This window comes from Solimonas marina (assembly GCF_012241385.1).
Lineage (GTDB): Bacteria > Pseudomonadota > Gammaproteobacteria > Nevskiales > Nevskiaceae > Solimonas > Solimonas marina.
Genome location: NZ_JAAVXB010000012.1, coordinates 35,229 through 57,803, shown reverse-complemented (window position 1 = coordinate 57,803; position 22,575 = coordinate 35,229). Strand labels below are relative to the sequence as shown.

Genomic DNA, 22,575 nt, shown 5'->3' with positions numbered 1-22,575 from the left:
GCGGCTTTTTTCTTTGGGCCTTTAAATTCAGAACGTCAGAAAATGTCCGAGCCCGCGGCACCTCTAAGTTTTATCGAGCTTGAACGGATGGTCTCCGAGCACCTTCCCGATTACGACGACGGCAGCTCCAAAAGGTCTCCGAATTTCGGTTACGCCCTACTCATCGGAAGCTTCGGCTTTAACCTGGTCTCCACCTACGTATTCAAGTCACTGCCATTCACGCTTTTTACGTTTGTTGCAGAAATCATCGGTCTAATCTGGAGTATCACGTCGATCATCCGCTACGAATGGCCGCAATTACGTAATCACAAGAGCGGGTTCGCGGCCACCATGGACTTCCACTACCAAGGCGTGCAGGCGATCATCGGATGGTTGCATTCGTTTCCAAAAGACGAAGTCGCGAAGCATCTCGCGTATGCCCGAGATCGACAAGCATCACTGCAGCAGCGCTTCTCGCTGCTGTTCGGCAGTATCGACAAGTTCGGTCTTCTCAGCATCATTGCTGCCTTATATCTGCAGCTCAAAGACTTTCGATTTCACTGGCCACTCGAAGTCAGTGTCATCCCAGCATTGTGTGGATTCGCACTACTCATACTCTACTGTGTCGCAATGCTGGCCTCCTCATGGAAGCTGCGCGTGGCCCTTTACGAGCGCCTGCTCTACCAAGCGATCAATCCTCCCGCAGCAGAATTAGCCGCATCCAGACAAAAGGCCGCCCCGTAGGGCGGCCTTGGTCCGTGTTTCATACGCGCACGACGCGCTTGGACAATCAGCGCCTCAATACCCCTGCGGCTGCACGCTCACGTTGACGGCGATGCGCTCGCCCGGGTCGTAGGGCATGCGCGTGGTGTAGTCGCGGCCGCCGTAGCGGTAGGTGACGTCGTAGCCGATCACCTGGTCTTCGTAGTGGGTGTCGGCCACTTCACGGCAGCGCTGTTGGTAGCCGACGCGTTCGGCACGTGGAGTGTTGGCCGCTGCGGTGTTGGCGCCAACACCGGCGCCGACCGCCACACCGAGCGCGGTAGCGACGGCGCGACCGCCGCCCTGGCCGAATTGATGGCCGATCACGCCACCGGCGATGGCGCCGATGATGCCGCCGGCCGCGACGTTGTTGTCGTAGCGTGGATCGCGATAGGTCACGGGCTCGTTCCAGCATTCCTGACGCGGCTGGTCGACACGCACGGCCTGGTAGACCGGCTCGGAGTGGACGACTCGTGCGTAGGCGGGCGCGTCATCGCCGCCACGGTAACCGTCATACGGGGCGCCGTAACCGTAAGGGCCGGCAAATGCCGGGGCCGCAACGAGACCGGCACCCAAACCGGCAAGCAATAGCGACTTGTACACGTCAACTCCACTCATCCGGGCGAACGCCCGGTTCATTGATCGCCACGCTAGGCCGGTCAAATGAATCGAAACTGAAGATCTGCGCCGCCGAATGCGGATGGGGCGGCCAGCCAGGCTTGAAAATCTCAAATTGATTCAAACACCACCGCCTGAAGCCGATATTTTTACGAACTAGGCCGGCGCCCCATTGCGCCAATACATGCAAAAATAAAATATAAGTAAATGATATTTTTATAATTTATAAAATATGTCCTGACAGACCATCGCCCTTCACTGACGCCGGATTTCACAAGCAAAACCACCTCAAAACTGGCCCCGGCGCACGGTTCAGGTTCGACAAAAATGGACAAAGCGCGTATCCTGCTGCGTCAGGTAATCAGCAGTGCATTTCGCTCGCGCGTGCCCTGGCTTCATCGGCGCACGGCTTTTCGACGCATTCCCTGACCTGTCGCTTCGCGATTGGTTTTTTCGATGCCCTTCATCGGAATGTGTCTTGAGCGAATCTCGATCGATTCCGTCGAGTTGAGCCCTCGCCGCAGCAGGCGCCATGCGCTTGCGCGCGACCTCGGCTTTTCAGGGAACTCGGCGGGTTCGCGTTCATGCACGGTTGAACCTGTCGCGCGGCGATCACGCCGAAGCCCACCACCACAGGAGTTCACATGAAACCCAGAAAAAAAGGCGGCCGCTCGCCCTTCCATATGTCGGCGCCGAAGCAGCGCCGTCCGGCTGGCTCGCCAACCAAGAATCAGCTGCGCGCCGCTGCCGAAGCCCATGCTCGCGCACATGTCTCGACGTGGCAGACGCTGATCGGTGTGGCTGACCAGACTTGGCCGCGCGTGCCGAAAGCGGCGCTGGCCAATTCGGACGGCAACTTTCACGTCGTCGCCGGCCTGGTGCAGATGTACGGCCAGCTGAGCCGCGAGGAAGCGGACCAGCAGGTCCAGGCCTTCTTCAGCGAGCACATTCCGCCGATGCCGTCGGTCGAATCGATGGCGGCCGCTGCGGCGGCGGCTGTAGCCGCGGCCAAGCCGGTGGCGGTGGCCGAGCCGGCCGAGGAAACCGAAGAAGCCGCGGCCTGATCGGCCAGTCAATGCCGCATGGCAGCACTGCGTGGTGTCCACGCCGGGCGCCATGCAGTTGCGGTTTAAAAAGCAGGCCATGTGCCTGCTTTTTTTGTTTCAGCGTTCGGCCAGCGCCTGCCCTTCGAACGAGACGCCGACCCAGCCGCTGCGCATGAAGTTGCGGATGTTCTGGTGATCGCTGCCGTCCGGGTGGCCGAGCACATCGTCGCGGTAATAGCGGCCGAAGCAGGCTAGTGTCTCGGCCTCACTGAGGTTCTGCATGCGCGCGAATGACAAGAGCTTGCAGGAACCGGCGTTCTGCCCGGCGTCGTTGTGCAGTTCGCCGTTGCGAAACGCCGTCGGCGTGTATTCGTAGGCGCTTTCGATGGCCGCCATAGTTTCGGTGAACTCGATCTGCTCGGGGCTCGCGCGCAGGCGCTGCAGGAAGGCGTCGACGGACATCACGTCACTTTCGGTTTTGAGGGGCGCACAGTGTAGACATCTGCGACGCGGCGTCGAGCGCGTGCGCCAGATCACATCGGCGCCGACGCGGTCGCTGCAGAATGCGTGAACGGCGTAGAGGGGAATCAAGCATGGGCACGCGCATCGTCTTCGTTCACGGCTGGAGCGTCACCAATACCGACACTTACGGCGCGCTGCCACGCTGGCTTGCCCAACAAGGCGCGGCGGTGGAGGACGTCTATCTGGGGCGCTACATCAGCTTCGTCGACACGGTAACGCTCGACGATATCGCGCGCGCGTTCCAGCAGGCGTTGACGGACACTTTGGGCCCCGGTCCACTAGCGGACTTCGCCTGTATCACGCACTCGACCGGCGGTCCGGTCGTGCGGCTGTGGATGCAGCTCTATCACGGCCACGAGCCGGCCGAATGCCCGCTCAAGCAGTTGATCATGCTGGCGCCGGCCAATCACGGCTCGGCACTGGCGCAGCTCGGCAAGGGGCCGATCGGCCGCCTGAAATCGATGGCCGACGGCGTGCAGCCCGGCACCGGCGTGCTCGACTGGCTGGAGCTTGGCAGCGACGCATCGTGGCGGCTCAATGTGGCGTGGATGACGATCGACTGGGCAGCGGCTGGCATCTACCCGTTCGTGCTCACCGGCCAGTCGATCGATCGCAAGTTCTACGACCATCTGAACTCGTACACCGGCGAGGCCGGCTCGGATGGCGTCGTGCGCGTGGCCGCCGCCAACCTCAACTACGGCGTGCTACATCTGCATCAGGACGGCGAGACCATCACCGGCGCCGCACCACAGCGCACGTCGCGCACCGCGTTTGGCGTGCTGCCGGGGCGCTCACATTCGGGCGATGCGATGGGCATCATTCGTAGCGTGACCCTGGATAACGCCGCCACGCACCCGACCGTGATCTGGGCACAGCGCTGCCTACAGGTTCGCAACGGCGACGAATACGCCACGCTCTGCGACGCGCTCGACACGCTGACCAAGTCCACGCAGAAAGACGAGGCCAAACAGACCGAGCAGAAGTTCTTCGGCACCAAGACCTACAAAACCAGCCGCTACAGCATGCTGGTCTTCCGTTTCATCGATGATCGCGGCAACGTGCTGACCGATTACGACTTGCTGATCACCGGCGGGCCACACTACTCGCCGGACGATCTGCCGCCCGGCTTCTTCGTCGACCGTCAGCGCAACCGCAAGAGCCCCGGGCAGCTCACCTACTACGTCGACCACGACGTGCTGCGCCTGGGCCTGAACCGCCACGAGGGCGGCGGCCGCGTCGGCTTCCAGGTCCGCGCGCGGCCCGAGCCGGGACCGCAGGCGCTGGTCTACTACCAGCCGATCGAATTTCGCTCCGACGAGGGTGCCGTCGCCGACATCGTTCGCGCCAACGAAACGCTGATGGTGGAAATCCGTCTGCGCCGCCAGGTCGACAGCGCCGTGTTCCGCGTCGACGCCGACCTCACGCCGGGCAGGTTCGGCGCTCGGCCGATCGGCACGCCGGTCGGCTGAACGACGCTTAGCGCCGGAAGGCGGCGCTGCGGCGCATGACGACGTAGCACAGCAGCGCGCAGAGCAGCCCGCTGGCGCAGGTCGTGGCACGCAGCCCGGCCAGATGCGCGATGCCACCGAGCATTGCGCTGCCCATCGACGGTCCGGCGACGTTGCCGACGCCCCAGATGCCGATCACGCGGCCGCGATATTCGGGCGCCAGCTCGCCCTGCAGGATCGCCTGCAGGCCGATGCTGGCCAGCGTCGTGCTCGTCCCCATGACCACCGCAGCGGCAATCGCGCCGCCGAAGTTCGGCATCAGGCCGAATGTAAAGGCCGCCAGACCGCTGCCGATACACGCGTACCACATCAGCGTGCGCACGCGGCGATTACCTCCGTGCGACAACAGCCAGCCGGCGACGATCGCGCCGCCGCCGATGCTCGACATCAGCGTCGCCAGACCGCTGCTGCCGCGATGAAACTCACCGCCGGCATAGGCCGGCATCAGCTCCAGCACGCCACGCGCCATCACTGAGGTGATCAAGGTCAGCGCCATCATCGACCGCACGGCCGGCGTCGCCAGCGCGTAGCGCACACCGTCGGCGAACTGCGAGCCGAGGCCGCCGGACGATGCCGACGGCTGATGTGGCTGCGTCTTCAGCGCAATCAAGGCGATGGCGCTCAGTCCGTAGGCGATCGCGCAGACCATGAACGTCAACGACAACCCGGCCGTGGCGATCAGGATGCCGCCGAGCGCCGGGCCGACCAGGCGCATGCCGGCGAACAGCACGGCGTTGATCGCAATCGCCTGCGTCACCATCGGCCCGCGCACGACGTCGTGGACGATCGCCAACCGCACCGGCTGGTACGCGCCGTTGGTGCAGCCGAGCAGCACGCCGAGCACGATCAGCATGCGCAGATCGAGCCAGCCCATGCCCTTGACCGCGCACAGCACCGAGGCCAGCAAGGTCAGCGCCCATTGCACGCCAAGCGCAAAGTGCTTGCGGTCGTGACGATCGAGCACGACACCAAACAACGGCCCGAGCACGATCAGCGGCAAGTACTGAATCAGCGACACGATGCCGACCCACGACGCCGAATGCGTCAGTTCCCACGACAACCAGCCGATCGCCGTACGCTGGATCCAGGTACCGCCCCAGCCGATCGCGTTGCTGCCGATGTAGAGAATGAAGTTGCGGTCACGCCACGCGCGACGCAGCGCTGCGATGTGATCGTCGCCCGGAACGGCACCGCTCGCCGGTGCCACGCGTTCGCCGTTCGGCATTCGGATCCTCGTTACCTAGCCGGCGCGGCCTGCACACCGCGCCGGCCATTGTCATCAGGGGTAGTGGCCGTCGTACGGCGAACGGCCCGGGCTCAGCCCCAGCAGATGCGTGAACGGGATCGTGATGATCATGCCCACACCGAGGCCGTCGGACGGCTGCGCATGCGTCGGGTTGACGTAGTCGTTGCCGGCGAACGCCGCGTTCGCGTTGATCAGGTACTCGGCGTAAGGGCTGACGAAGATGTAGTCGTAGACGTTGAAGAACGCGCTGGCGCCGATCGAGTACTCGCGCCGGCCTGGATCACCGTAGCCCTGGTTCTTCAGGTACGTCTGCTCGTCCTTGGTCAGCTGCACCATCGTCAGCTGCAGCGAATAGCTGTCCAGCGGCCGGCTCTTGAACGGCGCGTGCATCGTCAGGCCGGTGTCGAGCGCGTAGTTCATGCCGCCAACCGACGGACTGGTCGTCTGCTTTTCGTTGAACGCGGTACCAACCGACACGAAGGCCTGCAGCATCTTCGGGCTGGCCGGCTCGGGGCGCCACAGCGTCTGCATACCGCTGGCGAAGATGCCACCCTGCCAGTTCGTGACGTCCTTGTCGCAGGTCGCGCAGAGCTGATCGGTCTGCGGAATCTTGTTGTAGTAGCCCATGATCTCGGCTGCCGCCGGCCGCGCCGTACGCTGCGCGTTGTACTGCAGATCGACGAGATACGCGCTGTAGTTCGACGGCCGCCAGTCCTCCCAGCCATTGGTCTGCGAGGCGTTGTTGTCGTACTGGTACCACATGCCCTGGACTTTCACCGTGGGCGAGACGTTGTAACCGACGCGCCCGAACCAGTTCGAATAGTTCGGAAAGTTGAAGCCACTGGCCTTGTGCGTGATGGCGATCGTGCTCATGCACTGGAACGCGTTGAGGCAGTCCGGACGCGCCACGTAGTCGTTGACGTAGCCCTTGCCGCCCTCGATGAACAGGTGCTTGTCGAACAATTCCTGTTCGAGCGTGAAGCGCGTCAGATGCGCCTTGATCGGCACATAGCCCGATGCACTGCCGTTGATGACGTCGCCGGCCTGCGTGAAGTAGTTATCGAGCGCCGTCTGATGCGTGATCCAAGGCACATAGCCTTCCATGAAGTGGATCGACGTACCCTTGAGGCCGGTCAGCGGCTCCAGGTAATAGTCGAAGCCAGCGTTGACCTGTGTCATCCACTGATGGCTGCCCTCATGCACGCCGGCACTCGGGTTGGAGATGTACCACTCGCCGATGAAGACGTTCGGATAGAAGCCCGCATCATTGAGCTTGTCGCCGATGTCGGCCAGCGGCCCGCGATAGGCGCCCGGGGCTGCCGCCTCCACCAGCACGGAATGGCCCGCCAACGCGCACGCCGATGCGGTCAGCAACAGCCGTGTGCCGCGTGTGACACGCCGCCCCCAGCCCGATGGATTGATGCCTTTCATCACACTCTCCTCACGTATTTAGGTCTGTACCGCTGCGCGTCGTGTCCCATCACAACGCGTCATATCTGAGTGCCCAGGCAGCCGACAGCCGGTGCCCTGGCGTGTCGCGGGCCAGCCGCACCCGCTGCGGGGCATCGCCCCACATTTGCAACGTCCTTGGGTGATGGACGCCGGCCGCCTGCGACCGGCGTCTAGTGGCTAGCCGTGGCCGAGCACCTGATGTGCGTTCTGCGCGGCGACCGGCTGACGCGCCTTGCGCGTCCAGATCGGCAGTGGTGCCAGCTGCAGCAGCGTGGCGATCAGCACGTACCCGACGCGGGTGGTCCAGCCGCCCGGATGCAAGCTGGAAAAGATCGCCGGCGGACCGAGCAGCACGCCCAGGTAGCAGGCCTGCGAGACCAGGCCACTGGTCACACCGAGCGTTGCCAGGCTTGGCGCCGCCGCCGGCACGAAGGTCCAGATCAGACCGTTGAGCAGGCCGATGCCGATCGAGAACGTGCAGATCGCGACCGCCGCACCGGACAGCGCCGTCGCCGGCAGATACAGGCCGATACCACCGGCCAGCACCGTGAGGCCGCCAACCAGTGCCAGCAGGCGCGCGCCGAGCCCGGCCTTCAGCAGATGTCCGACTGCCACGCAGCCGATGACGACGAACACCTCGGCGACCGTACCGATGCCGGCGGCGGTCTTGATCGGAATCGAGAAGGTCTTGGCCAGGTAGACCGTCAGCGCCGCCATGATGCCGGTCTGGATGAACGCCGACGCTCCGGCTGCCAACGCCACGCGATATGGTGCGCGACGCTTCACCACTTCCCAGATATCGGACAACGAACGCGCCGCCTCGTCGCCGGTCTTGGCCGGCAGCAGCGGCGCCGCCAGCGCCAGCAGCGCCATCAGCACGGCATGGCCACCAAACGCCCAGCGCCATTGATCACCGTGCCCGGCCAATGGCGCCACAATGCTCAGGGTCAGGCCGATGCCGACCGCGGTATGCGACGTCCACAGTCCGATCGCGATATTGCGGCGCGGCCCGCTGGTCGTGCGCATCACCATCGTCACCGCACCGACCGTCAGCGACAGATAGCCGACGCCTTCGAGCAAGCGGCTGAAGAACAGCATGCCGAGACTGTGCGAGAAGAACACGCCGATATTGCCGACCAGCGCGAACATCGAACCGGCGAAGATCACGCGCTTGTCGCCGACACGATCGATCAGCCAGCCGCCGAGCAACGCACCAATCGCGGTGATCAGCGACGGGATCGAGATAACCCAGCCGGACATCGTGTGCGACAAGCCGAAGCGCTGCGCGATGTCGCCAATGATCGGCACCGCCTGCGTCACCAGCGACGTCGCCAGCATGCCGTAGATGTACAACAAAATGATGCAGGGCCAGCTGCCTGGTCTAAGCATTGCTCTCCTCCTCATGTCCCGCTTTGTTTTTTGCGCTTGTGCGGGACGACATTTAAATATACGACGTTCGGATCTAGCTCCACCCGAGCAGGCGACAGATGTTGCCGCCCATCACCAGCGCCAGATCGTCCTTGGACAGCCACGGCAACGTTTCGCAGAAATGGCTCACGCACTGCCGGTACGGGTGATGCAGCCGGGACAGGTCACTGCCCCATATGACACGTTCCGGACCAAAGGCTTCGAACACGCGTTGCAGCGTGTCCTGCAGCGAGCGGAACGGATACGGATCGAGCGCGTAGTCGCCGACGCCGACAGCTTTCACCGAGACGTTCGGATACGCGGCCAGCGCCAGTAGCTCGCCGAGGTGATCGAACGCGCTCGGCCCGGTGGCACCGCGCGGCACGCCCAGGTGATCGACGATGATGCGCAGGCCTGGGAAGCGGCGCGCGATGTCGTCGGCGATCTGCAGATGATTCGGCGCCAGCATCGCCACCGGCACGCCGAGCCTTTCGGCTTCGGGCCAGACCGCTTCAAAGCGTCCGTCATGCAGCGACCGCAAGCGATCGGCGGCGTTGAACAGAAAGCGGATGCCGCGCATGCCCGGCGTCTGCTGCCAGGCATGCAGCTGGGCCACCGGGTCGGCGATGTCCGGCTCCATCACGCCCATCACCGAAAAGCGCTCGGGCGCCCGCTGCGCCAGCTGCAAAGAATAGGCACTGCCGTGCGGATCCCACAGCGGCGGGACCAGCACGACGCGGTCGACACCAGCCTGGCGCATCTCGACATCGAGCACGGCGCCGGTGATCGGCGCGCGCCGGTGATGGCCTGTCGACTCACCGTCGGCCCAGACGTGGATCTGTGAATCGACGATCTGCATCTTGCGGTCTTGATTCGTGGGTTTCATGGCGTCGCGCTTCAGGCCAGCGCGCGCAGCAAACGGCCGCCGCCGTCGATGCGCCCTTTCCAGCCAGCGTCCTTGAGCACGCCCCACAACATCGCCTGGTTGCTGGTCACGACCGGCAAACCGATCGCCGCTTCCAGCTCGTCGGCGGCCTCGAAGGCTCGGACGTTGGCGCACGACAGCAAGACCGAGCCGACCGCGTCGTCGAGGTTCTGTCGCACGAAGTCGGTGATCTGCTGCGGCGCCATCCGCGCCGCCACCTTGGCATCGGTGAAATCCAGCGACACGGTGCCGGCCACGCTGATGCCGGCGCCGAGCAGCGCTTCGCGCTCGATGCGCGAGAATTCGTTGGTGAACGGGCAGATGTGCAGCACGCGCTGGGCTCCGAGCGTGCGCAGCGCCTGCTTGATCGCGACCATGGTGTTGGTCGCCGGCACCCCGAGCGCCTCGGTCATCTGCACAGCAAGCTTTTCGTCACCGTCGCTACCGCAGGCGACGCTGGCGCCGGTGCAGTTGAAGGCGATCGCGGTCGGCGACAGGTCCTTGAGATAGCCAGCCTCGTCAACGGCCTGACGGTGCGCTTCGATCAGGCTGTCCATCGTCACGCGGCCACCTTCCTTGCGCAGCCGCAGGCGGTGCACGTGATAAGCCACCTCGGGCGGACAGAAGGCGCGGAAGTCGTCCTCGGCGATCGTGTTCAACGACGGAACGATCATTCCCACACGAATCTTGTTCATCCTCTTTCCGTTGTTCGCGAGCCATAGGCGGCTCACACTTGTTCAGGCTGATGGCGTCGCGGTGCCGTCGGCACGCGAGGCAGCAGAATCAATCGCTGCAGCCATCACTGCTCCATTGACATCGAGTCTATTTTTCAGCCGATTCCTGCGACCAATCAAAAAGCTGCTCGCGTCATCCGTTTTTGCTGTTTGTGCAGCGCAAAAAGAGGATTCGCACAAAACCCGATGAATTCCAAAAACTTCAAAAGTGAAAACGGCAGGGCACGCGCAACGTGCCCTGCCCTGCGCGAGAACGCTCAGCCGCGCACATGCTGCGGTTTGGCGCTGCCGGCGGCGGATGGCGCGCCTTCGCCGGTGTCGTAACCGTGATCGATCGATTCGAGCGAGCGGCCGCGCACCTCGATGCCGATCAGCAGATAGGTCAGACCGCAGACCAGCAGGCAGGCGCCGAGGAACGCGAAAGCCGGCACGATCGCCGTCACGGTGGCCGACGGATGCACGATGTTGCTCGAGCCGGCGACCAGCGCCAGGCCCAGCGGGCCGATGATCTTGCCGATCGAGCCCGCAAGCCCGGCATAGCCGGAGCCGCTGCCGCGCAGGCGCGACGGCCAGATCTCGGTCGAGTACAGCGCGCAGACCGAGAAGCTGCCGTCGGCAAAGACAAACGCCACCAGCAACGGCACCCAGAACAGCGAGACGGTCAGCAGATCGCCGTGGCCGACGTAGCCGGCGAAAAGAATCGCCAGGCCGGCGACCAGTGCGAAATAGCCACCGGTCTTGCGCCGGCCGATGCGGTCGGACAGCTTGGCCGCGGTCAGACGCGAGACGATGCCGAGCAGGCTGAACACGATCATCAACTTCGAGGCCTGCGCCGGATCGATCTTCTGGATCTGCGCGAGCAGCATCGGCGCCCACAGCACGATGCCGTAGTAGCCGGCGATCAGGCCCATGTTGATCAGCGTCGTCGTCAGCACGTTGCGCGGGCATTCAAAGATCTGCAGCCAACGCGTCCTGACCGGCTTCGGCACGTCGATCTCGCCGTCGTAACCGTCGCGACCGAGCCCCCAGCCGATCGCCTTGCGCGCATCCTGCTCGCGGCCCTGCAGACTCAGCCAGCGCGGGGACTCGGGAATGTGGAACGCGCCGATCAGCGCGATGACCGCCGGCGCCGCACCGAACGCGAAGGTCCAGCGCCAGCCCAGCGTCGGAATCAGGTAGGCGCCACTGAATGCGCCGAGCAGCAGACCACCGGTCGTGATCGCCGAAACTACACCGGTCAACATACCGCGCCGCTTCGGCGGAATAAACTCGTGCACGAGTGCGACCTGGATGAAGTAGCCGGCCGTGCAGAAGCCGACGATGGTGCGCAGCACGGTCATGTAGATCCAGCCGCGCTCCGGCGTCAACGCCAGGCCGACGCTGGTCGCGGCCAGCATCAGCAGCGACGCGATGAACACCGGCTTGCGGCCGTAGCGATCGGCAATCGCCCCCCAGACCACGCCGCCGATCACGGCGCCGGCGCCCGATGACAGCAACACCGCGCCCATGATCCCGTAGGTCAGGCCCCAGGGCTTGATCAGAAACGCCATGATGAAGCCGATCAGATAGGCGTCCCAGAATTCGAGCATGCTGCCGATACCGACCATCGCCAGCAACGCGCGCTGGTGGTTCGACAGGCTGGCCTGCTCCTGAAATGGGCTGCGCCCGATTTGTGCGTCCAACATAAGTGCCTCCTCCTCGATTCAGGTCGTATCGGCCGTCTTCAGGACAGCCGCCGCCCGTGACCACTGCCGGGATTGGCAGCAGCCTTGTCTTGCACCGCTGGTTTTATGGACTGTTGTCCGCTACGCGATGTCGGTTGTCGGCGGCGATCGCCGCCGCATTGCGCTTGAGATGCTTGAGGAACGCCGCCTGCACCTCGTTCGGCTGCCACTCGCGCCGCGTCGTGATGCCGACGATCGGGCTGTCCCAGGACACTTCGATCGGCAGCGGCCCGAGCAGCCCGAAGCGACGCTCGCTGAGCACCTCGGTCCAGCTCAGCACCGTCAGCATGTCGGTGTCGGACAGCGTGATGCGGATCGTCGACAGCGAGTACGTCTCGATGCTCGCCGGCGGCGGCGTGCCTTCCGAAAACAGGTGCTCATAGGCCTCGCGGCGCGGCGAGCCCTTTGGTGGCAATACCCACTGGTATTCGCGCAGCGACTCGACCGTGACCGCCGGTTCGTGCATCAGTGGATGATCGCGCCGCGCAACCACGCAGTACTGCTCGCGGTAGAGCGCCTCCTCGACGAAGTCGAACGCCGGATCGGGCTGTTTGAGCAGACCGATGATGCAGTCGATCTCGTCACGCAGCAGCTTGTTGAGCAGCGCGTCGTAGGTACCGTTGACAACGACCACGCGCGTGTCCGGGAACTGCTTGCCGAGCTCGCGGATCGCGTTGACGATGAGGATCGACGGATCGAGGATCAGCACGCCGACGGTGATGCGGCGGTCCTTGGGCGCCTCGTACGCGTTGAGCGTGTCGACCATCGCCGCGATCTGCTGCATGACCCGCTTCAGGCCCTGTGCGAAGGTCTTGCCGACGTCAGTGGTCTGCACACCAAGCGCCGAACGCCGGTACAACTCGCCACCGAGGTTCTGTTCAAGGGTGCGTGCCGCGCGCTGCAGCGATGCCTCGGTGATGCCGAGCATGCGTGCCGCGGCGCGGAATGAACCACACTCCTCGATCGCGATCAGACACCGCATCTGCGTGCGCGTGATACCGCCGGCCAGCGCCAGCGGCGTGACGTTGCGCGTGCTGTCGAGCAGCACCACCGCCTCCTCGGCCGATTTGAGGATGCGCCGCGTGCGCACCAGCGCCGCGACGCCGGCCGACGTCAGATAGGTGCCGGTGGTCGAGCGATCGAACAGGCTGGCGCCGAGCAACTGCTCGAATTCGGCGATGCACGAAGTGATCGCCGGCTGCGAACGCAACAGCTCGTGCGAAGCCTGGGTGACGTTTTCGTGCCGCGCCACCGCCTCGAACACGCGCAACTGCCAAAGACTCGGCAGCTCGCGCTGTGTGCGCTCGCCACCACCATCCGCGCCCGCCGGCGCCGTCTGCTTTTGCTGGTCCACGGGGAATGTCACCGGAATGCCCATGTCGACCGTCGTCCAGCCCGAAAACGCTAGTCGCGCTCGACGCGGTTGCTTAGCACACCGACGCCGTCGATCGTGATCTCGCAGACGTCGCCAGGCTTCATGAAGACGGGCGACTTGCGCGAGAACCCGACGCCGCTCGGGGTGCCGGTCGCCAGAATATCGCCCGGATGCAGCGGCGCAATGGTCGAGACGTACTCGATGAAGCGCGGAATCTTGTGCACCATGCTCGCTGCCACGTCGTCCTGCATCAGCTCACCGTTGAGGCGCGTCTGGATGCGCAGTGCATCGACGTCGCCGACTTCGCTGGCCGGCACGATCCACGGGCCAATCGAACCGCTGCGGTAGAAGTTCTTGCCCGGCGTGATCTGCCGGGTGTGGAACTGCCAGTCGCGCACGCTGCCTTCGTTCATGATCGTGTAGCCGGCGATATGCGACATCGCGTCGGCCTGACTGACGCGATAGCCCGGCTTGCCGATGACGACCACCAGCTCGGCCTCGAAGTCGAACTGTTCGCTGACGCCCGGATGCAGCAGCGGCTGGCCGTGGCCCGTCAGCGAATCGCGAGCCCGCGCGAACAGCGCCGGCTGCTTTGGCAACTCCTGCACACGACCGGCGCTCTGCACCTCGCTGTGATGCTCGACGTAGTTCAGCGCCAGACACCAGATGTGCACCGGGTCGGCGATCGGCGGCAGGAAGGTGATGTCGGCCAGCGCATAGTCCGGCGCATCCGATGCCGCCTCGGCGACGCGCTCCGGCAGGCCGGCCGCGATCAGCGCCTTGAGATCAGCGTACTGGGCGTAGAAGCGCTTGCCGAGATCGATCACGCCGTCGCCGACGACCAAACCGTAGGACGTGCGATCACCGATCTTGAAGCTGCAGTATTTCGTCATGTTCGGTCCTCCTTTCAGACCAGGCCGGCGTACGAGCCGCCGTCGAGCTGCAGGTTCTGGCCGGAGAGATAGCTGGCCTGCTCGCTGCACAGATAGGCGCAGGCGTCACCGAATTCCCGGGGACGGCCGAGCCGCTTGGCGGCAATGGTGTTGGCGATGCGCACCTTGGCCTCTTCGATCGAACAGCTTTCGCGCTGGGCGACCTTTTCGGCCATATAGCGCTGACGATCGGTATCGAAGCGCTCCGGAAGCAGGTTGTTGATGGTCACGTTGTCGATGACGCTTTCGCGCTGCACGGACTTGCACAAGGCAGTCAGCGCCGCACGCACCGCGGCCGACAGACCCATATTGACGCTCGGCGATTTCACCATCGCCGAGGTGATGTTGACGATGCGGCCAAACTTGCGCGCGCGCATGCCCGGCAGATAGGCCTTGATCAGAAAAATCGGCGCGAGCATGTTGGATTCCACGCCGGCCAGCCAATCCTCGCGGGACCAGTCGGCGATACGCCCCGGCGCCGGACCGGCATTGTTGTTGACCAGAATGTCCGGCTCCGGGCACGCCGCAACGATCCTGGCGCGCCCTTCCTCGGTGTCGAGATCGGCGACGATCAGCTGCGGGCGGCGGCCGGTTTCCACTTCGATCGCGGCGGCCGCCGCTTCGAGCACGTCCTGATTGCGACCGTTGAGGTAGACGATGCAACCCTCGTGGGACAGCGAGGTCGCGCAGGCCAGGCCCAGGCCGCGCGACGATGCGCAGACCACGGCCTTCTTTCCGGCGATTCCTAGATCCATATCGTGATTTCCTCTTTCTCGCTTACGCGTCCAGCTTCTGCCGCAGACGCGGATAGACCTTCAGCGCGTTGTCGGCGAACACCTCGTGCCTGTGCGTGTCGCACAGATGCGGCGTCGCTCCGACATAGCGCTTGGTGTCGTCGTAGTGATGGCCGGTTTCCGGATCGATGCCCTTCACGGCGCCGATCATTTCCGAGCCGAAGATGATGTTCTGGTGCGGGATCACGCGGGTCAGCAGATCGATGCCGGCCTGGTGATAGACGCAGGTGTCGAAGAACACGTTGTTGAGCAGCCCCTGGTCGAGCATCTGCATACCCATGTCCTGCGCCAGGCCACGGTAACGCCCCCAGTGGTAGGGCACCGCGCCGCCGCCGTGCGGAATGACGAAGCGCAGCGTCGGAAAGTCCTTGAACAGCTGCGGCGCCAGCAGCAACTGCATGAACACCGTCGTATCGCCGTTGAGATAGTGCGCGCCGACGTGGTGGAAACACGGATTGCACGAGCTGCTGACGTGAATCATCGCCGGCACATCGAGCTCAACCATCTTCTCGTACAGCGGGTAGTAGACGCGGTCGGTGATCGGCGGATCGGTCCAGTAGCCTCCGGACGGGTCCGGATTGAGGTTGCAGCCGACGAAGCCGAGTTCGGTGACGCAGCGTTCCAGCTCGCGTACGCAGGCCTGCAGGTCCTTGCCTGGCGACTGCGGCAGCTGACAGACGCCCGTGAAGTTGTCCGGATACAGCTCACTGACGCGGGCGATCAGATCGTTGGCGACGGTCGACCACTCGATGCTCTGCTCGAGCGTGCCGAGGTGATGGCCCATCTGTCCGGCGATCGGCGAGAACAGCGTCATGTCGAGGCCGCGCTCGGCCTGTTCCTTGAGCTGCTTGCCCTGCAGCGCCGTACGCAGCTCATCGTCGGAAATCTGCAGCGGCGCGCCGAGCACACCGCCCTGGTTCGCAAGCTGCCGCTCCCGCCACTCGCGCAGCGCCTTCGGCGCCGTCGTGAAGTGGCCGTGGCAGTCAATAATCATGGTGTGGCTCCGAAAGATTCGTATGGGTCGCGCCGCTCACTGCGGCCAGGCGACGACCGGCGAGACCTGTTTGGTGAAGCGCTCCGGCGGACGATCGCCGGTGTCATAGCTCATGCCTTCGCCGATCTGGATGCGATTGAAACGACTGTGCGCGTTCATGCGCTCATGCGAGATCCAGTGCTCGTGCATCTGCTCGAACGGGCTCATCCAGTAGTTGAAGATCTGACTGCCGAGCGCGTGACGACCAATACCGCGCACGTGATCGTGATCGCGCATGCGCATGTGATCGAAGCCGAAGAAGATGTCGTCGACACCCTCGACCTGAAACGACGCGTGGTGCATGCCGGCCCGCGGACCACGCAGCATGAACAGCACGTGATGGTCGACCAGCGTATCGCCGAGATCGAGGCGATCGAACTGGCCGATGACGTTGTCGGACTGGCCGACGTACAACTCGTCGGTCGGCAGCAGACCCAGCGTGCGCTGGTACCAGGCGATCGTCTCCGGCAGGTTCGGCGTCATGTACGCGGTATGCGCCAGGCGTACCACGCGCGCAGAGCTGAGCGAGCGACTTTCGCCGTCTGGCCCGCGCACGATGGGCCGCGCCGCCAGCGTCTCGGCGCGCTGCTGGCCGGCGACCAGCTCGATCGTGAAGCCGTTCAGATCTCGCAGGCGGACGCGCTTGCCGCCGCCGGGCGCATCGAAGGTTTCGATGCCCTGCGACTCCGGCAGCTTCGCGACCTCGGCGAGCTGCTCGTCACCGCGCAGCTGATAGCCGAAGCTGACAACGCCCGGCTCGCCAAGCTCGGTGACATGCAGGAACGGCGCGTCACCGACGCCGCGCATGTACATGCGCTTTTCGTCGCGGTGTACCAGCACCATGCCGAAGTCCTCGAGGAACGCCTGCATGCGACCGAGGTCGGGGGCACTGAGCCGGACGAACGCCATGCCTGAAATCGGTGAAGCCAAGACACTCTCCTCTAAGATGAATGGTTGTGGTCGGCGCAGTCTGATTCAGGCCAGCGCGGCAGCAACGCTGCCATACAGCTCATCGAGCGCGTAGCGGCGGCTGATCAGCTTCTGTTCGTGGGCATAACGAACCGCCATCTCTAGCGATGCACGCATCGGCTCGAAGCCGAACGGCTGCAGATCAGGCCCATCGCCCGGCGCCATCTGCCCGGAGGCCTTGCGCGCGTCGATCAGCAGACGATAGACCTCACGCACCAGGTCCGGACGCTGCTCGGCGATCTCGGCGCGAATCGTCACGACGTGATTGATCGGCACGACACCGGTACGACGGTGCCATTCGAGCGCCGCCTCGCGCGGATTGTCGATCAGCGGCCGGATGCCCGGCCCGCCGGACAGCCCGCCGCCGGCGATGATCGCGTCGACCTCGCCGGCGCGCAGCATCTGCTCGAGGCTCAGCTGCGATTCGATGCGCGTCACCCATTGCGGCTCTTCGTAGCCCTCGACGTGCGCGCCCTCCTGATTGAGCCAGCGCACGTCCGGCAGCGATACGCCGTAATCGTCACAAAGAATGCCGCGCACCCAGGTCGGCGTGGTCTGCGTATACGCACGCATTGCCACGCGCTTGCCGGCGAGCTGCGACGGCGCCAGCGAGTCGTCGCTGCGACAGACGATGCTCTTGTGATGGAATCCACCGTTCATCACGAACGGCAGCAGGCGGTATGGCTTGCCCGCCTCGAACGCCTGCAGGAAGGTGATGATCGCCAGTTCCGCCACGTCGAACTTGACGCCGCGCACGACATCCTTGAAGCCCTTCTGCGCGACCTCGATCGGCGCGAAGTCCAGCCGTAGCAGTGGCGACGTCAGCGTCGCGTCCTTCAGCGGCGCGGTCTTCGGATAGCTGCCCATCATCGCCGACAGGCGCGCGGTCTCGATCTTTTCCATATCTCCGTGACTCATGCCGTTTTCCTCTGCGTGGCGGGGGTGCGGGGATCCGGGAACGCCGCTTCCAGCGGCGGCTCGCTCGGAATCAGCCCCTGGCGATGCGCGTAGCGCACCAGCGCCGCGAACGACGCTCGGTTCTCGTCGAGGCCGTACGGCAACGGGTCGCCGACCAGCTCGGCGAGTTTCATGTAGCGCTGATCCTCGGCCGCCGCCGCTTCGCCCGAGCGCACCCGCGCGAGATAGTTCTCCTTCGCCTGCATGAAAGCATCGAACAACACCAGCGGCAGCCGCGGATGGCGGGTCAGCACATCGTTGCGCACAACGATGACGCCATGCAGCGGATAAATGCCGGTGCGGCGGAACCAGTCCGGCTCGCGCGTCGCGGCATCCGGGACCACGTCGACCAGCTCGCTCTCCAGGCCGGCGCCGAGACCGGCCAGACCGGCAAACCCGGCGTCGATCTCGCCGCGCATCATCATCGCGCCCAGCGTCTCGCCGGCGGTGATGCGACGGACGTTGGCCGGCAGCACCGTGCCCTCGACGTTTTCATCCTCTTCGGTCAGCCAGTGGACTTTGCCGCTGTCGAGACCGTAGTCGTCGGCGAGAATGCCGCGCGTCCACGTCGCGGCCGTCACCGAATAGGCACGCACACCGATCGTCCGGCCTTCCAGGTCCTTCGGCCCGCGGATATCCGAACTGCGCAGGCGCTGCAGGCCCTTGTGGCGAAAGCGGCGCGTCATCGGCAGCGGCAGCGCGGTAATCGGTGCACCGGCCGCACGCGCCATCAGATACGACGTCGGCGCCATTTCGCAGACGTCATAGGGCTGCGTTCTTGCCATCGCCCGATAGGCGTCGGGCATGCGCTTGACCTCGGTAAATTCCAATTCGAATCCGGGCACCGTCACACGGCGATCTCGCAGGTCCTGAACCTGACCGTGACGACCCAGAACGATAGACAGCTTTTCCGTCATGTTCGTTTCCTGAAATTTCGGCACGCCGCCGTCAGGCGCGGCCGGTCAACTGCATGCCGGCCTTCAGCGCAGAGAAGTCGCGCTGCGGATACGTCATCAGGAAGCGATAGCCTTCCTCGATCACGCGCGCGGCGTTGTCCTTGGTCACATGCGGATGGCCGACCGGCACGTTGAATGCCTTGCCAACCTCGCGCACGTGCGCCATCAGCCGCAGTAACTCGGGATTTTCATAGTCGCGCGGGCAGCCCAGTTCCTGAGTCAGATCGCCCTCGCCGATCAGCAGCACGCCGATGCCCGGCACCTGCTTGAGGATGGTTTCGAGGTTATGGATCGCGGTGGTGTCCTCGATCATCAGCACCACGAGAATTTCGCCGTCCGGCACCAGCGGCCAGACGTCGGCCTTCTTGTAGTAAGCCTGCTGAGAAAGCCCCCAGTAGCGCGCCGCCGGCATCGGCGCGTCGCCGCGTAAACCCTTGGGCTCATACAACGGGGCGCTCGGCAGGCGCGGATAGCGACACGCGGCGACGGCGTTGTAGGCCTCCTCCGCTGTGCTGATGCGCGGCCAGACGATGCCGTAAGCGCCGAGGTCCAGCGCCTGCTTGGCGAACCACTGATTCATCTCGCTGCCGCTGGCCGGGATACGCACCAGCGGGGTCATCGGGTTGGCCACCGAGCCCATCTTGACGATGCGCTCGCGCAGCAGCAGAAACTGCATGGCGACGCGCAGGGCGCGAATGTCCCAGGTGTTGTGCTCAAGCTCGAAGACAACGCCGTCGTTCGGCGCCTGTGCGAAGGCCACAGCGTTCTCGATCTCGGCCTGCATGAACGAGGTGAACGAGATGCCGCGGCCGCTTTCAAGCGCGCGGATGATGCCATTGAGTCTTTCGGACATGGGGTACTCGTTATGGATTCGTGATCAGAGAATGGCGCCGCAGAACGCGTCACCGGCATCCGCGGGAAGTTGCCTCTCTGACCAGCTCGCGCAGCCGTCCGTCGTGTAGAAGACCTGGCCGTGACGCGTCACCGTGACCAGGCCGTCGGGATCGCTGACGTGCGCGCCAAAACCCATCATCGTGCTGCGCGGCGTCACGGCTGCGTCGGCGCGATGCCAGGTTTCGCCAAGATCGTCACTGCCATACAAGGCGCCCGCCTCGCTGCGCGACGAGATACTGAAGCACGCATACATCTTGCGCGGCTCGCCGTAGACGAAGCGGCACTCCCGGGAATAGTTGAACGGTGCGAATCGTTTGACATCGAGGTCGCGGAAGCTTTTGCCACGATCCTGGCTTTCAAAGATGCCCATGCGGCAGATGTAGAAAATCGAATCCGGCCTCGCCGTCGTCGTCGATACCGCATGCGCATCGAACATGCCTTCGGTATCGTCGTCGGTCAGCTCGGTATTCTTCAGGTGCGGCATCGCCGCCAACGCCGAAAGACCGGCCGGCTCGGCGCGCCAGCTCTGGCCGCCGTCTTCGCTGACGTAGAGTCCGTTGATCTCGGCCACCGCGTAGAGCAGCTTTGGATCGGTCGGGTGAAACGCCACGCGCATCGTCCGCGAGCCGCCGAACGAGATCTTGTAGCGTTCGGGAAATTCGCCCCTGCACTTCGTCCAGGTCTGGCCGCAGTCGGTGCTGCGATAGAAACCGACCGGCGCCGTCCCGGCAATCAGCAGGTCCGGATCGTGGGGGCTGACGACGATGCTCCAGAACTGCGGCGTCTCATCGGTGACGTCGATCCGCGCCCACGTCGCACCGCCGTCATCAGAGCGATAAAGGCCCTTGCGCGTCGCAAGAAACACCAGATCCGGGCGCGTCGGATGCGGCGTGATCGCCTGCACCGACGCGTCCTTGGGAATGCCGTCGGCGAGCTTCCATTCACCGTCGCCACCCAGCATGTAAAGCGAGCCGACTGCCTCAGGCCGGGTCACCGCAGTGCCGACCAGCTTCAAATTCCGCATCGGGTTCTCCTACCGATCTTTGTATTGCTGCAATCCGTCTTCGCGTCTTGGTGAGTGCGCGGATGAAGTCGGTTCGCTGCCGCAAGAACCGGCGGACTGCATCGATGGATTTCAGTCTAGGCAGGCACAACCCGCACTTGAAATTTGAAATCTGCGGACGCCATAGAATCTTGCTGATTCTTTATTAATTTATTGATCTAATTAGATAAATATAGAAATCACCAGCATCGCCGACGCCGTTAGGCGGCGATCTTCGGCGCTCGACTGCGCCACAAGCCGGCCCAGACCCACGGCGCGGACCGGAGCGCCGAGCGGCTCGAATGCGAATCCCCGAAAAGCAAAAAAGCCCTGCGATCGATGGCGATCGCGGGGCTTGTTCACCGCACGGCGAACCTCAGTGAAAGCGATAGCGCAATCCGACCATGGTGCCGAGCTGATTGTTACCGAGCGCCGGCGCCGTTCCGGAGCCACCGCCGGACACGCTGTAGCCAACGTTGCCGGCATTGTCGACATAGCCGGCGGTGACATAGGTCACCAGCTGATCGTCAATCTTGTAGGTGACGCGGCCAGCGAACATATCCGAATGCTGGTCGGCCAGATCGTTGAGGATGTGGAAGATGCCGCCGTCGACCATCCACTTCGGCGTGAGGCTGTAATAGGCCTGCAGCCAGTAGACGTTCTGCTTGACGTCGGCGGCGTCGGTATCGACCTTGCGGCCCAGCCAGCCGCTGCCGAGCTTGAGATCGCCGAAACGCACGTAACCGTTCAAGGTCATGCGCCGATCCTCGTCACCGGCGGTGCCGGTGTCGATCGCGCTGGTGCCGTTGAAGAAGCTGGCGACGGCGCCGGAGCCGCCCTTCTGCGTATCGATCGCGAACGCCGCGCCGTAATGCGTGTCGTCATACTTGATCATCGCCGACCAGCTGGTGCATCTCGCGCTGCTCGACGCGCTTTCACCGGCGCAGACGCCAGACTGCGGCACCGAACCACTGACCGTATTGCGCCCGAAGCTGTACAGGGCACCAAGCGAGAGTGGACCGAAACTGCCGCGATAGACGATTGCGTTGTCGGCACGGGCGTTCGGAATGTAGGCGTCAATCGAGCCGAGGCCGTAGATGTTCGGGCCGAGCAGGTCGGCGGCAATCAGGCTGACACCGCCGTACATCATCGAGTACTGGCGTCCGAAGGTCAGGCTGCCGGCCGGCGTATCGACACCGATGTAGAACTGGCGACCGAACAGGCGGCCGCCCTGCCCCGACGAGCCGGTATCGAGATACAGGCCCATCTCGGCCTTACCGATCGCCGCCAGCCATCCGTTGCCCTTGCTGCGAAAATCGAAGCCCAGATTGCTGTACATGCTGCCGCTGGTGGTCGGCACGCGAAAGACCGTCTTCGCGTCGTCCCCGACATTGGACACTCGCTCAACACCGCTGTCGAGCTGGCCATAGATTTTCACGCCGACCGGCAACGCACTGAGCAGCGAATCAACCGGGCCAGGTTTACTGGCCTGCGCGACCGGCGTCGGCGCCTGCTGCTGCGCCTGCAAGGCGTCGACCTTTTGCGACAGCGCCTGGATCGTCGCCTTGAGTTCACGGATCTGCGCCTCGGTCGCATCGTCCGCCTGCGCGGTCCCCGTCACCATCGCCAGCCCCGCAGCGACGGCGACCACACAGACACCCCAGTGCAGCTGTGGCATCGCCAACTTGAATGTAAACATC

Annotated in this window: 21 protein-coding genes; 3 read left to right on the top strand and 18 right to left on the bottom strand. The window is 64.2% G+C overall.

What is annotated here, in order from left to right; translation table 11 throughout:
- Positions 1-42: 42 nt before the first annotated feature.
- Positions 43-723, top strand: coding sequence for a hypothetical protein (locus tag G7Y82_RS17745; RefSeq protein WP_168149491.1), 681 nt, complete (start codon positions 43-45; stop codon positions 721-723).
- A 54-nt stretch (positions 724-777) separates the two neighbouring features.
- On the opposite strand, the gene G7Y82_RS17740 is transcribed toward G7Y82_RS17745, so the two are convergent.
- Complete coding sequence (locus G7Y82_RS17740; RefSeq protein ID WP_168149490.1) at positions 778-1,344, bottom strand: glycine zipper 2TM domain-containing protein; 567 nt, start codon at positions 1,342-1,344, stop codon at positions 778-780.
- Positions 1,345-2,003: 659 nt separating this feature from the next.
- Here G7Y82_RS17740 and G7Y82_RS17735 point away from each other — a divergent pair.
- The gene (locus tag G7Y82_RS17735; protein WP_168149489.1) at positions 2,004-2,423 is read left to right on the top strand and encodes a hypothetical protein; all 420 of its coding nucleotides are present in this window, start codon (positions 2,004-2,006) and stop codon (positions 2,421-2,423) included.
- A gap of 99 nt (positions 2,424-2,522) precedes the next feature.
- Here G7Y82_RS17735 and G7Y82_RS17730 read toward each other — a convergent pair whose 3' ends face one another.
- On the bottom strand, positions 2,523-2,867 hold the full coding sequence (locus G7Y82_RS17730) for a HopJ type III effector protein (protein WP_168149488.1): 345 nt from the start codon (positions 2,865-2,867) through the stop codon (positions 2,523-2,525).
- Positions 2,868-2,998: 131 nt separating this feature from the next.
- Here G7Y82_RS17730 and G7Y82_RS17725 point away from each other — a divergent pair, with 131 nt between their 5' ends.
- The gene (locus G7Y82_RS17725) at positions 2,999-4,396 is read left to right on the top strand and encodes an esterase/lipase family protein (protein WP_168149487.1); all 1,398 of its coding nucleotides are present in this window, start codon (positions 2,999-3,001) and stop codon (positions 4,394-4,396) included.
- 7 nt (positions 4,397-4,403) lie between these two features.
- Here the strand turns inward: G7Y82_RS17725 and G7Y82_RS17720 are convergent, their stop codons facing one another.
- The 16 genes from G7Y82_RS17720 to G7Y82_RS17645 all read right to left on the bottom strand — a co-directional run bounded on the left by G7Y82_RS17720 (position 4,404) and on the right by G7Y82_RS17645 (position 22,574).
- Positions 4,404-5,660 carry an MFS transporter gene (locus G7Y82_RS17720; protein ID WP_168149486.1) on the bottom strand — a complete coding sequence of 419 codons (1,257 nt, stop codon included), beginning with the start codon at positions 5,658-5,660 and terminating at the stop codon, positions 4,404-4,406.
- Positions 5,661-5,714: 54 nt separating this feature from the next.
- The gene (locus G7Y82_RS17715) at positions 5,715-7,112 is read right to left on the bottom strand and encodes a carbohydrate porin (protein WP_168149485.1); all 1,398 of its coding nucleotides are present in this window, start codon (positions 7,110-7,112) and stop codon (positions 5,715-5,717) included.
- A 198-nt stretch (positions 7,113-7,310) separates the two neighbouring features.
- A complete protein-coding gene (locus G7Y82_RS17710; protein WP_168149484.1) occupies positions 7,311-8,522 on the bottom strand; it encodes an MFS transporter in 1,212 nt (403 codons plus the stop codon).
- A gap of 73 nt (positions 8,523-8,595) precedes the next feature.
- The gene (locus G7Y82_RS17705; RefSeq protein ID WP_168149483.1) at positions 8,596-9,426 is read right to left on the bottom strand and encodes an amidohydrolase family protein; all 831 of its coding nucleotides are present in this window, start codon (positions 9,424-9,426) and stop codon (positions 8,596-8,598) included.
- A gap of 11 nt (positions 9,427-9,437) precedes the next feature.
- Positions 9,438-10,160, bottom strand: coding sequence for a maleate cis-trans isomerase family protein (locus G7Y82_RS17700; RefSeq protein ID WP_168149482.1), 723 nt, complete (start codon positions 10,158-10,160; stop codon positions 9,438-9,440).
- Positions 10,161-10,456: 296 nt separating this feature from the next.
- Complete coding sequence (locus G7Y82_RS17695; RefSeq protein ID WP_168149481.1) at positions 10,457-11,884, bottom strand: MFS transporter; 1,428 nt, start codon at positions 11,882-11,884, stop codon at positions 10,457-10,459.
- A 103-nt stretch (positions 11,885-11,987) separates the two neighbouring features.
- On the bottom strand, positions 11,988-13,277 hold the full coding sequence (locus G7Y82_RS17690; protein WP_168149480.1) for a LysR family transcriptional regulator: 1,290 nt from the start codon (positions 13,275-13,277) through the stop codon (positions 11,988-11,990).
- 50 nt (positions 13,278-13,327) lie between these two features.
- Entirely contained in the window at positions 13,328-14,191 is an 864-nt protein-coding gene (locus G7Y82_RS17685; RefSeq protein ID WP_168149479.1) for a fumarylacetoacetate hydrolase family protein, read from the bottom strand.
- Between the two features lie 14 nt (positions 14,192-14,205).
- On the bottom strand, positions 14,206-14,985 hold the full coding sequence (locus G7Y82_RS17680; protein WP_168149478.1) for an SDR family oxidoreductase: 780 nt from the start codon (positions 14,983-14,985) through the stop codon (positions 14,206-14,208).
- Positions 14,986-15,007: 22 nt separating this feature from the next.
- Positions 15,008-16,018, bottom strand: a complete 1,011-nt coding sequence (locus tag G7Y82_RS17675) for an amidohydrolase family protein (protein WP_168149477.1) — start codon at positions 16,016-16,018, stop codon at positions 15,008-15,010.
- A gap of 36 nt (positions 16,019-16,054) precedes the next feature.
- Positions 16,055-16,966 carry a VOC family protein gene (locus tag G7Y82_RS17670; RefSeq protein ID WP_168149476.1) on the bottom strand — a complete coding sequence of 304 codons (912 nt, stop codon included), beginning with the start codon at positions 16,964-16,966 and terminating at the stop codon, positions 16,055-16,057.
- A gap of 66 nt (positions 16,967-17,032) precedes the next feature.
- Complete coding sequence (locus G7Y82_RS17665; RefSeq protein WP_168149475.1) at positions 17,033-17,944, bottom strand: substrate-binding domain-containing protein; 912 nt, start codon at positions 17,942-17,944, stop codon at positions 17,033-17,035.
- Positions 17,941-18,900: an ABC transporter substrate-binding protein gene (locus tag G7Y82_RS17660; RefSeq protein ID WP_168149474.1), complete on the bottom strand. Its 960-nt coding sequence runs from the start codon at positions 18,898-18,900 to the stop codon at positions 17,941-17,943. The genes G7Y82_RS17665 and G7Y82_RS17660 overlap by 4 nt, the downstream gene beginning before the upstream one ends.
- 31 nt (positions 18,901-18,931) lie before the next feature.
- Positions 18,932-19,792 (bottom strand): HpcH/HpaI aldolase family protein, encoded by an 861-nt coding sequence (locus G7Y82_RS17655; protein WP_168149473.1) that lies wholly within the window; start codon positions 19,790-19,792, stop codon positions 18,932-18,934.
- Positions 19,793-19,816: 24 nt separating this feature from the next.
- On the bottom strand, positions 19,817-20,857 hold the full coding sequence (locus tag G7Y82_RS17650; protein WP_168149472.1) for a WD40/YVTN/BNR-like repeat-containing protein: 1,041 nt from the start codon (positions 20,855-20,857) through the stop codon (positions 19,817-19,819).
- 394 nt (positions 20,858-21,251) lie between these two features.
- Positions 21,252-22,574: a porin gene (locus tag G7Y82_RS17645; RefSeq protein WP_168149471.1), complete on the bottom strand. Its 1,323-nt coding sequence runs from the start codon at positions 22,572-22,574 to the stop codon at positions 21,252-21,254.
- Position 22,575 lies beyond the last annotated feature (1 nt).

What these genes read in the sequence shown, in the direction of transcription:
- G7Y82_RS17745 (WP_168149491.1), top strand. Translation starts at nt 43, where the DNA reads ATGTCCGAGCCCGCGGCACCTCTAAGTTTTATCGAGCTTGAACGGATG.
- G7Y82_RS17735 (WP_168149489.1), top strand. Translation starts at nt 2,004, where the DNA reads ATGAAACCCAGAAAAAAAGGCGGCCGCTCGCCCTTCCATATGTCGGCG.
- G7Y82_RS17730 (WP_168149488.1), bottom strand. Translation starts at nt 2,867, where the DNA reads ATGTCCGTCGACGCCTTCCTGCAGCGCCTGCGCGCGAGCCCCGAGCAG.
- G7Y82_RS17725 (WP_168149487.1), top strand. Translation starts at nt 2,999, where the DNA reads ATGGGCACGCGCATCGTCTTCGTTCACGGCTGGAGCGTCACCAATACC.
- G7Y82_RS17720 (WP_168149486.1), bottom strand. Translation starts at nt 5,660, where the DNA reads ATGCCGAACGGCGAACGCGTGGCACCGGCGAGCGGTGCCGTTCCGGGC.
- G7Y82_RS17715 (WP_168149485.1), bottom strand. Translation starts at nt 7,112, where the DNA reads ATGAAAGGCATCAATCCATCGGGCTGGGGGCGGCGTGTCACACGCGGC.
- G7Y82_RS17710 (WP_168149484.1), bottom strand. Translation starts at nt 8,522, where the DNA reads ATGCTTAGACCAGGCAGCTGGCCCTGCATCATTTTGTTGTACATCTAC.
- G7Y82_RS17705 (WP_168149483.1), bottom strand. Translation starts at nt 9,426, where the DNA reads ATGAAACCCACGAATCAAGACCGCAAGATGCAGATCGTCGATTCACAG.
- G7Y82_RS17700 (WP_168149482.1), bottom strand. Translation starts at nt 10,160, where the DNA reads ATGAACAAGATTCGTGTGGGAATGATCGTTCCGTCGTTGAACACGATC.
- G7Y82_RS17695 (WP_168149481.1), bottom strand. Translation starts at nt 11,884, where the DNA reads ATGTTGGACGCACAAATCGGGCGCAGCCCATTTCAGGAGCAGGCCAGC.
- G7Y82_RS17685 (WP_168149479.1), bottom strand. Translation starts at nt 14,191, where the DNA reads ATGACGAAATACTGCAGCTTCAAGATCGGTGATCGCACGTCCTACGGT.
- G7Y82_RS17680 (WP_168149478.1), bottom strand. Translation starts at nt 14,985, where the DNA reads ATGGATCTAGGAATCGCCGGAAAGAAGGCCGTGGTCTGCGCATCGTCG.
- G7Y82_RS17675 (WP_168149477.1), bottom strand. Translation starts at nt 16,018, where the DNA reads ATGATTATTGACTGCCACGGCCACTTCACGACGGCGCCGAAGGCGCTG.
- G7Y82_RS17670 (WP_168149476.1), bottom strand. Translation starts at nt 16,966, where the DNA reads ATGGCGTTCGTCCGGCTCAGTGCCCCCGACCTCGGTCGCATGCAGGCG.
- G7Y82_RS17665 (WP_168149475.1), bottom strand. Translation starts at nt 17,944, where the DNA reads ATGAGTCACGGAGATATGGAAAAGATCGAGACCGCGCGCCTGTCGGCG.
- G7Y82_RS17660 (WP_168149474.1), bottom strand. Translation starts at nt 18,900, where the DNA reads ATGACGGAAAAGCTGTCTATCGTTCTGGGTCGTCACGGTCAGGTTCAG.
- G7Y82_RS17655 (WP_168149473.1), bottom strand. Translation starts at nt 19,792, where the DNA reads ATGTCCGAAAGACTCAATGGCATCATCCGCGCGCTTGAAAGCGGCCGC.
- G7Y82_RS17650 (WP_168149472.1), bottom strand. Translation starts at nt 20,857, where the DNA reads ATGCGGAATTTGAAGCTGGTCGGCACTGCGGTGACCCGGCCTGAGGCA.
- G7Y82_RS17645 (WP_168149471.1), bottom strand. Translation starts at nt 22,574, where the DNA reads ATGTTTACATTCAAGTTGGCGATGCCACAGCTGCACTGGGGTGTCTGT.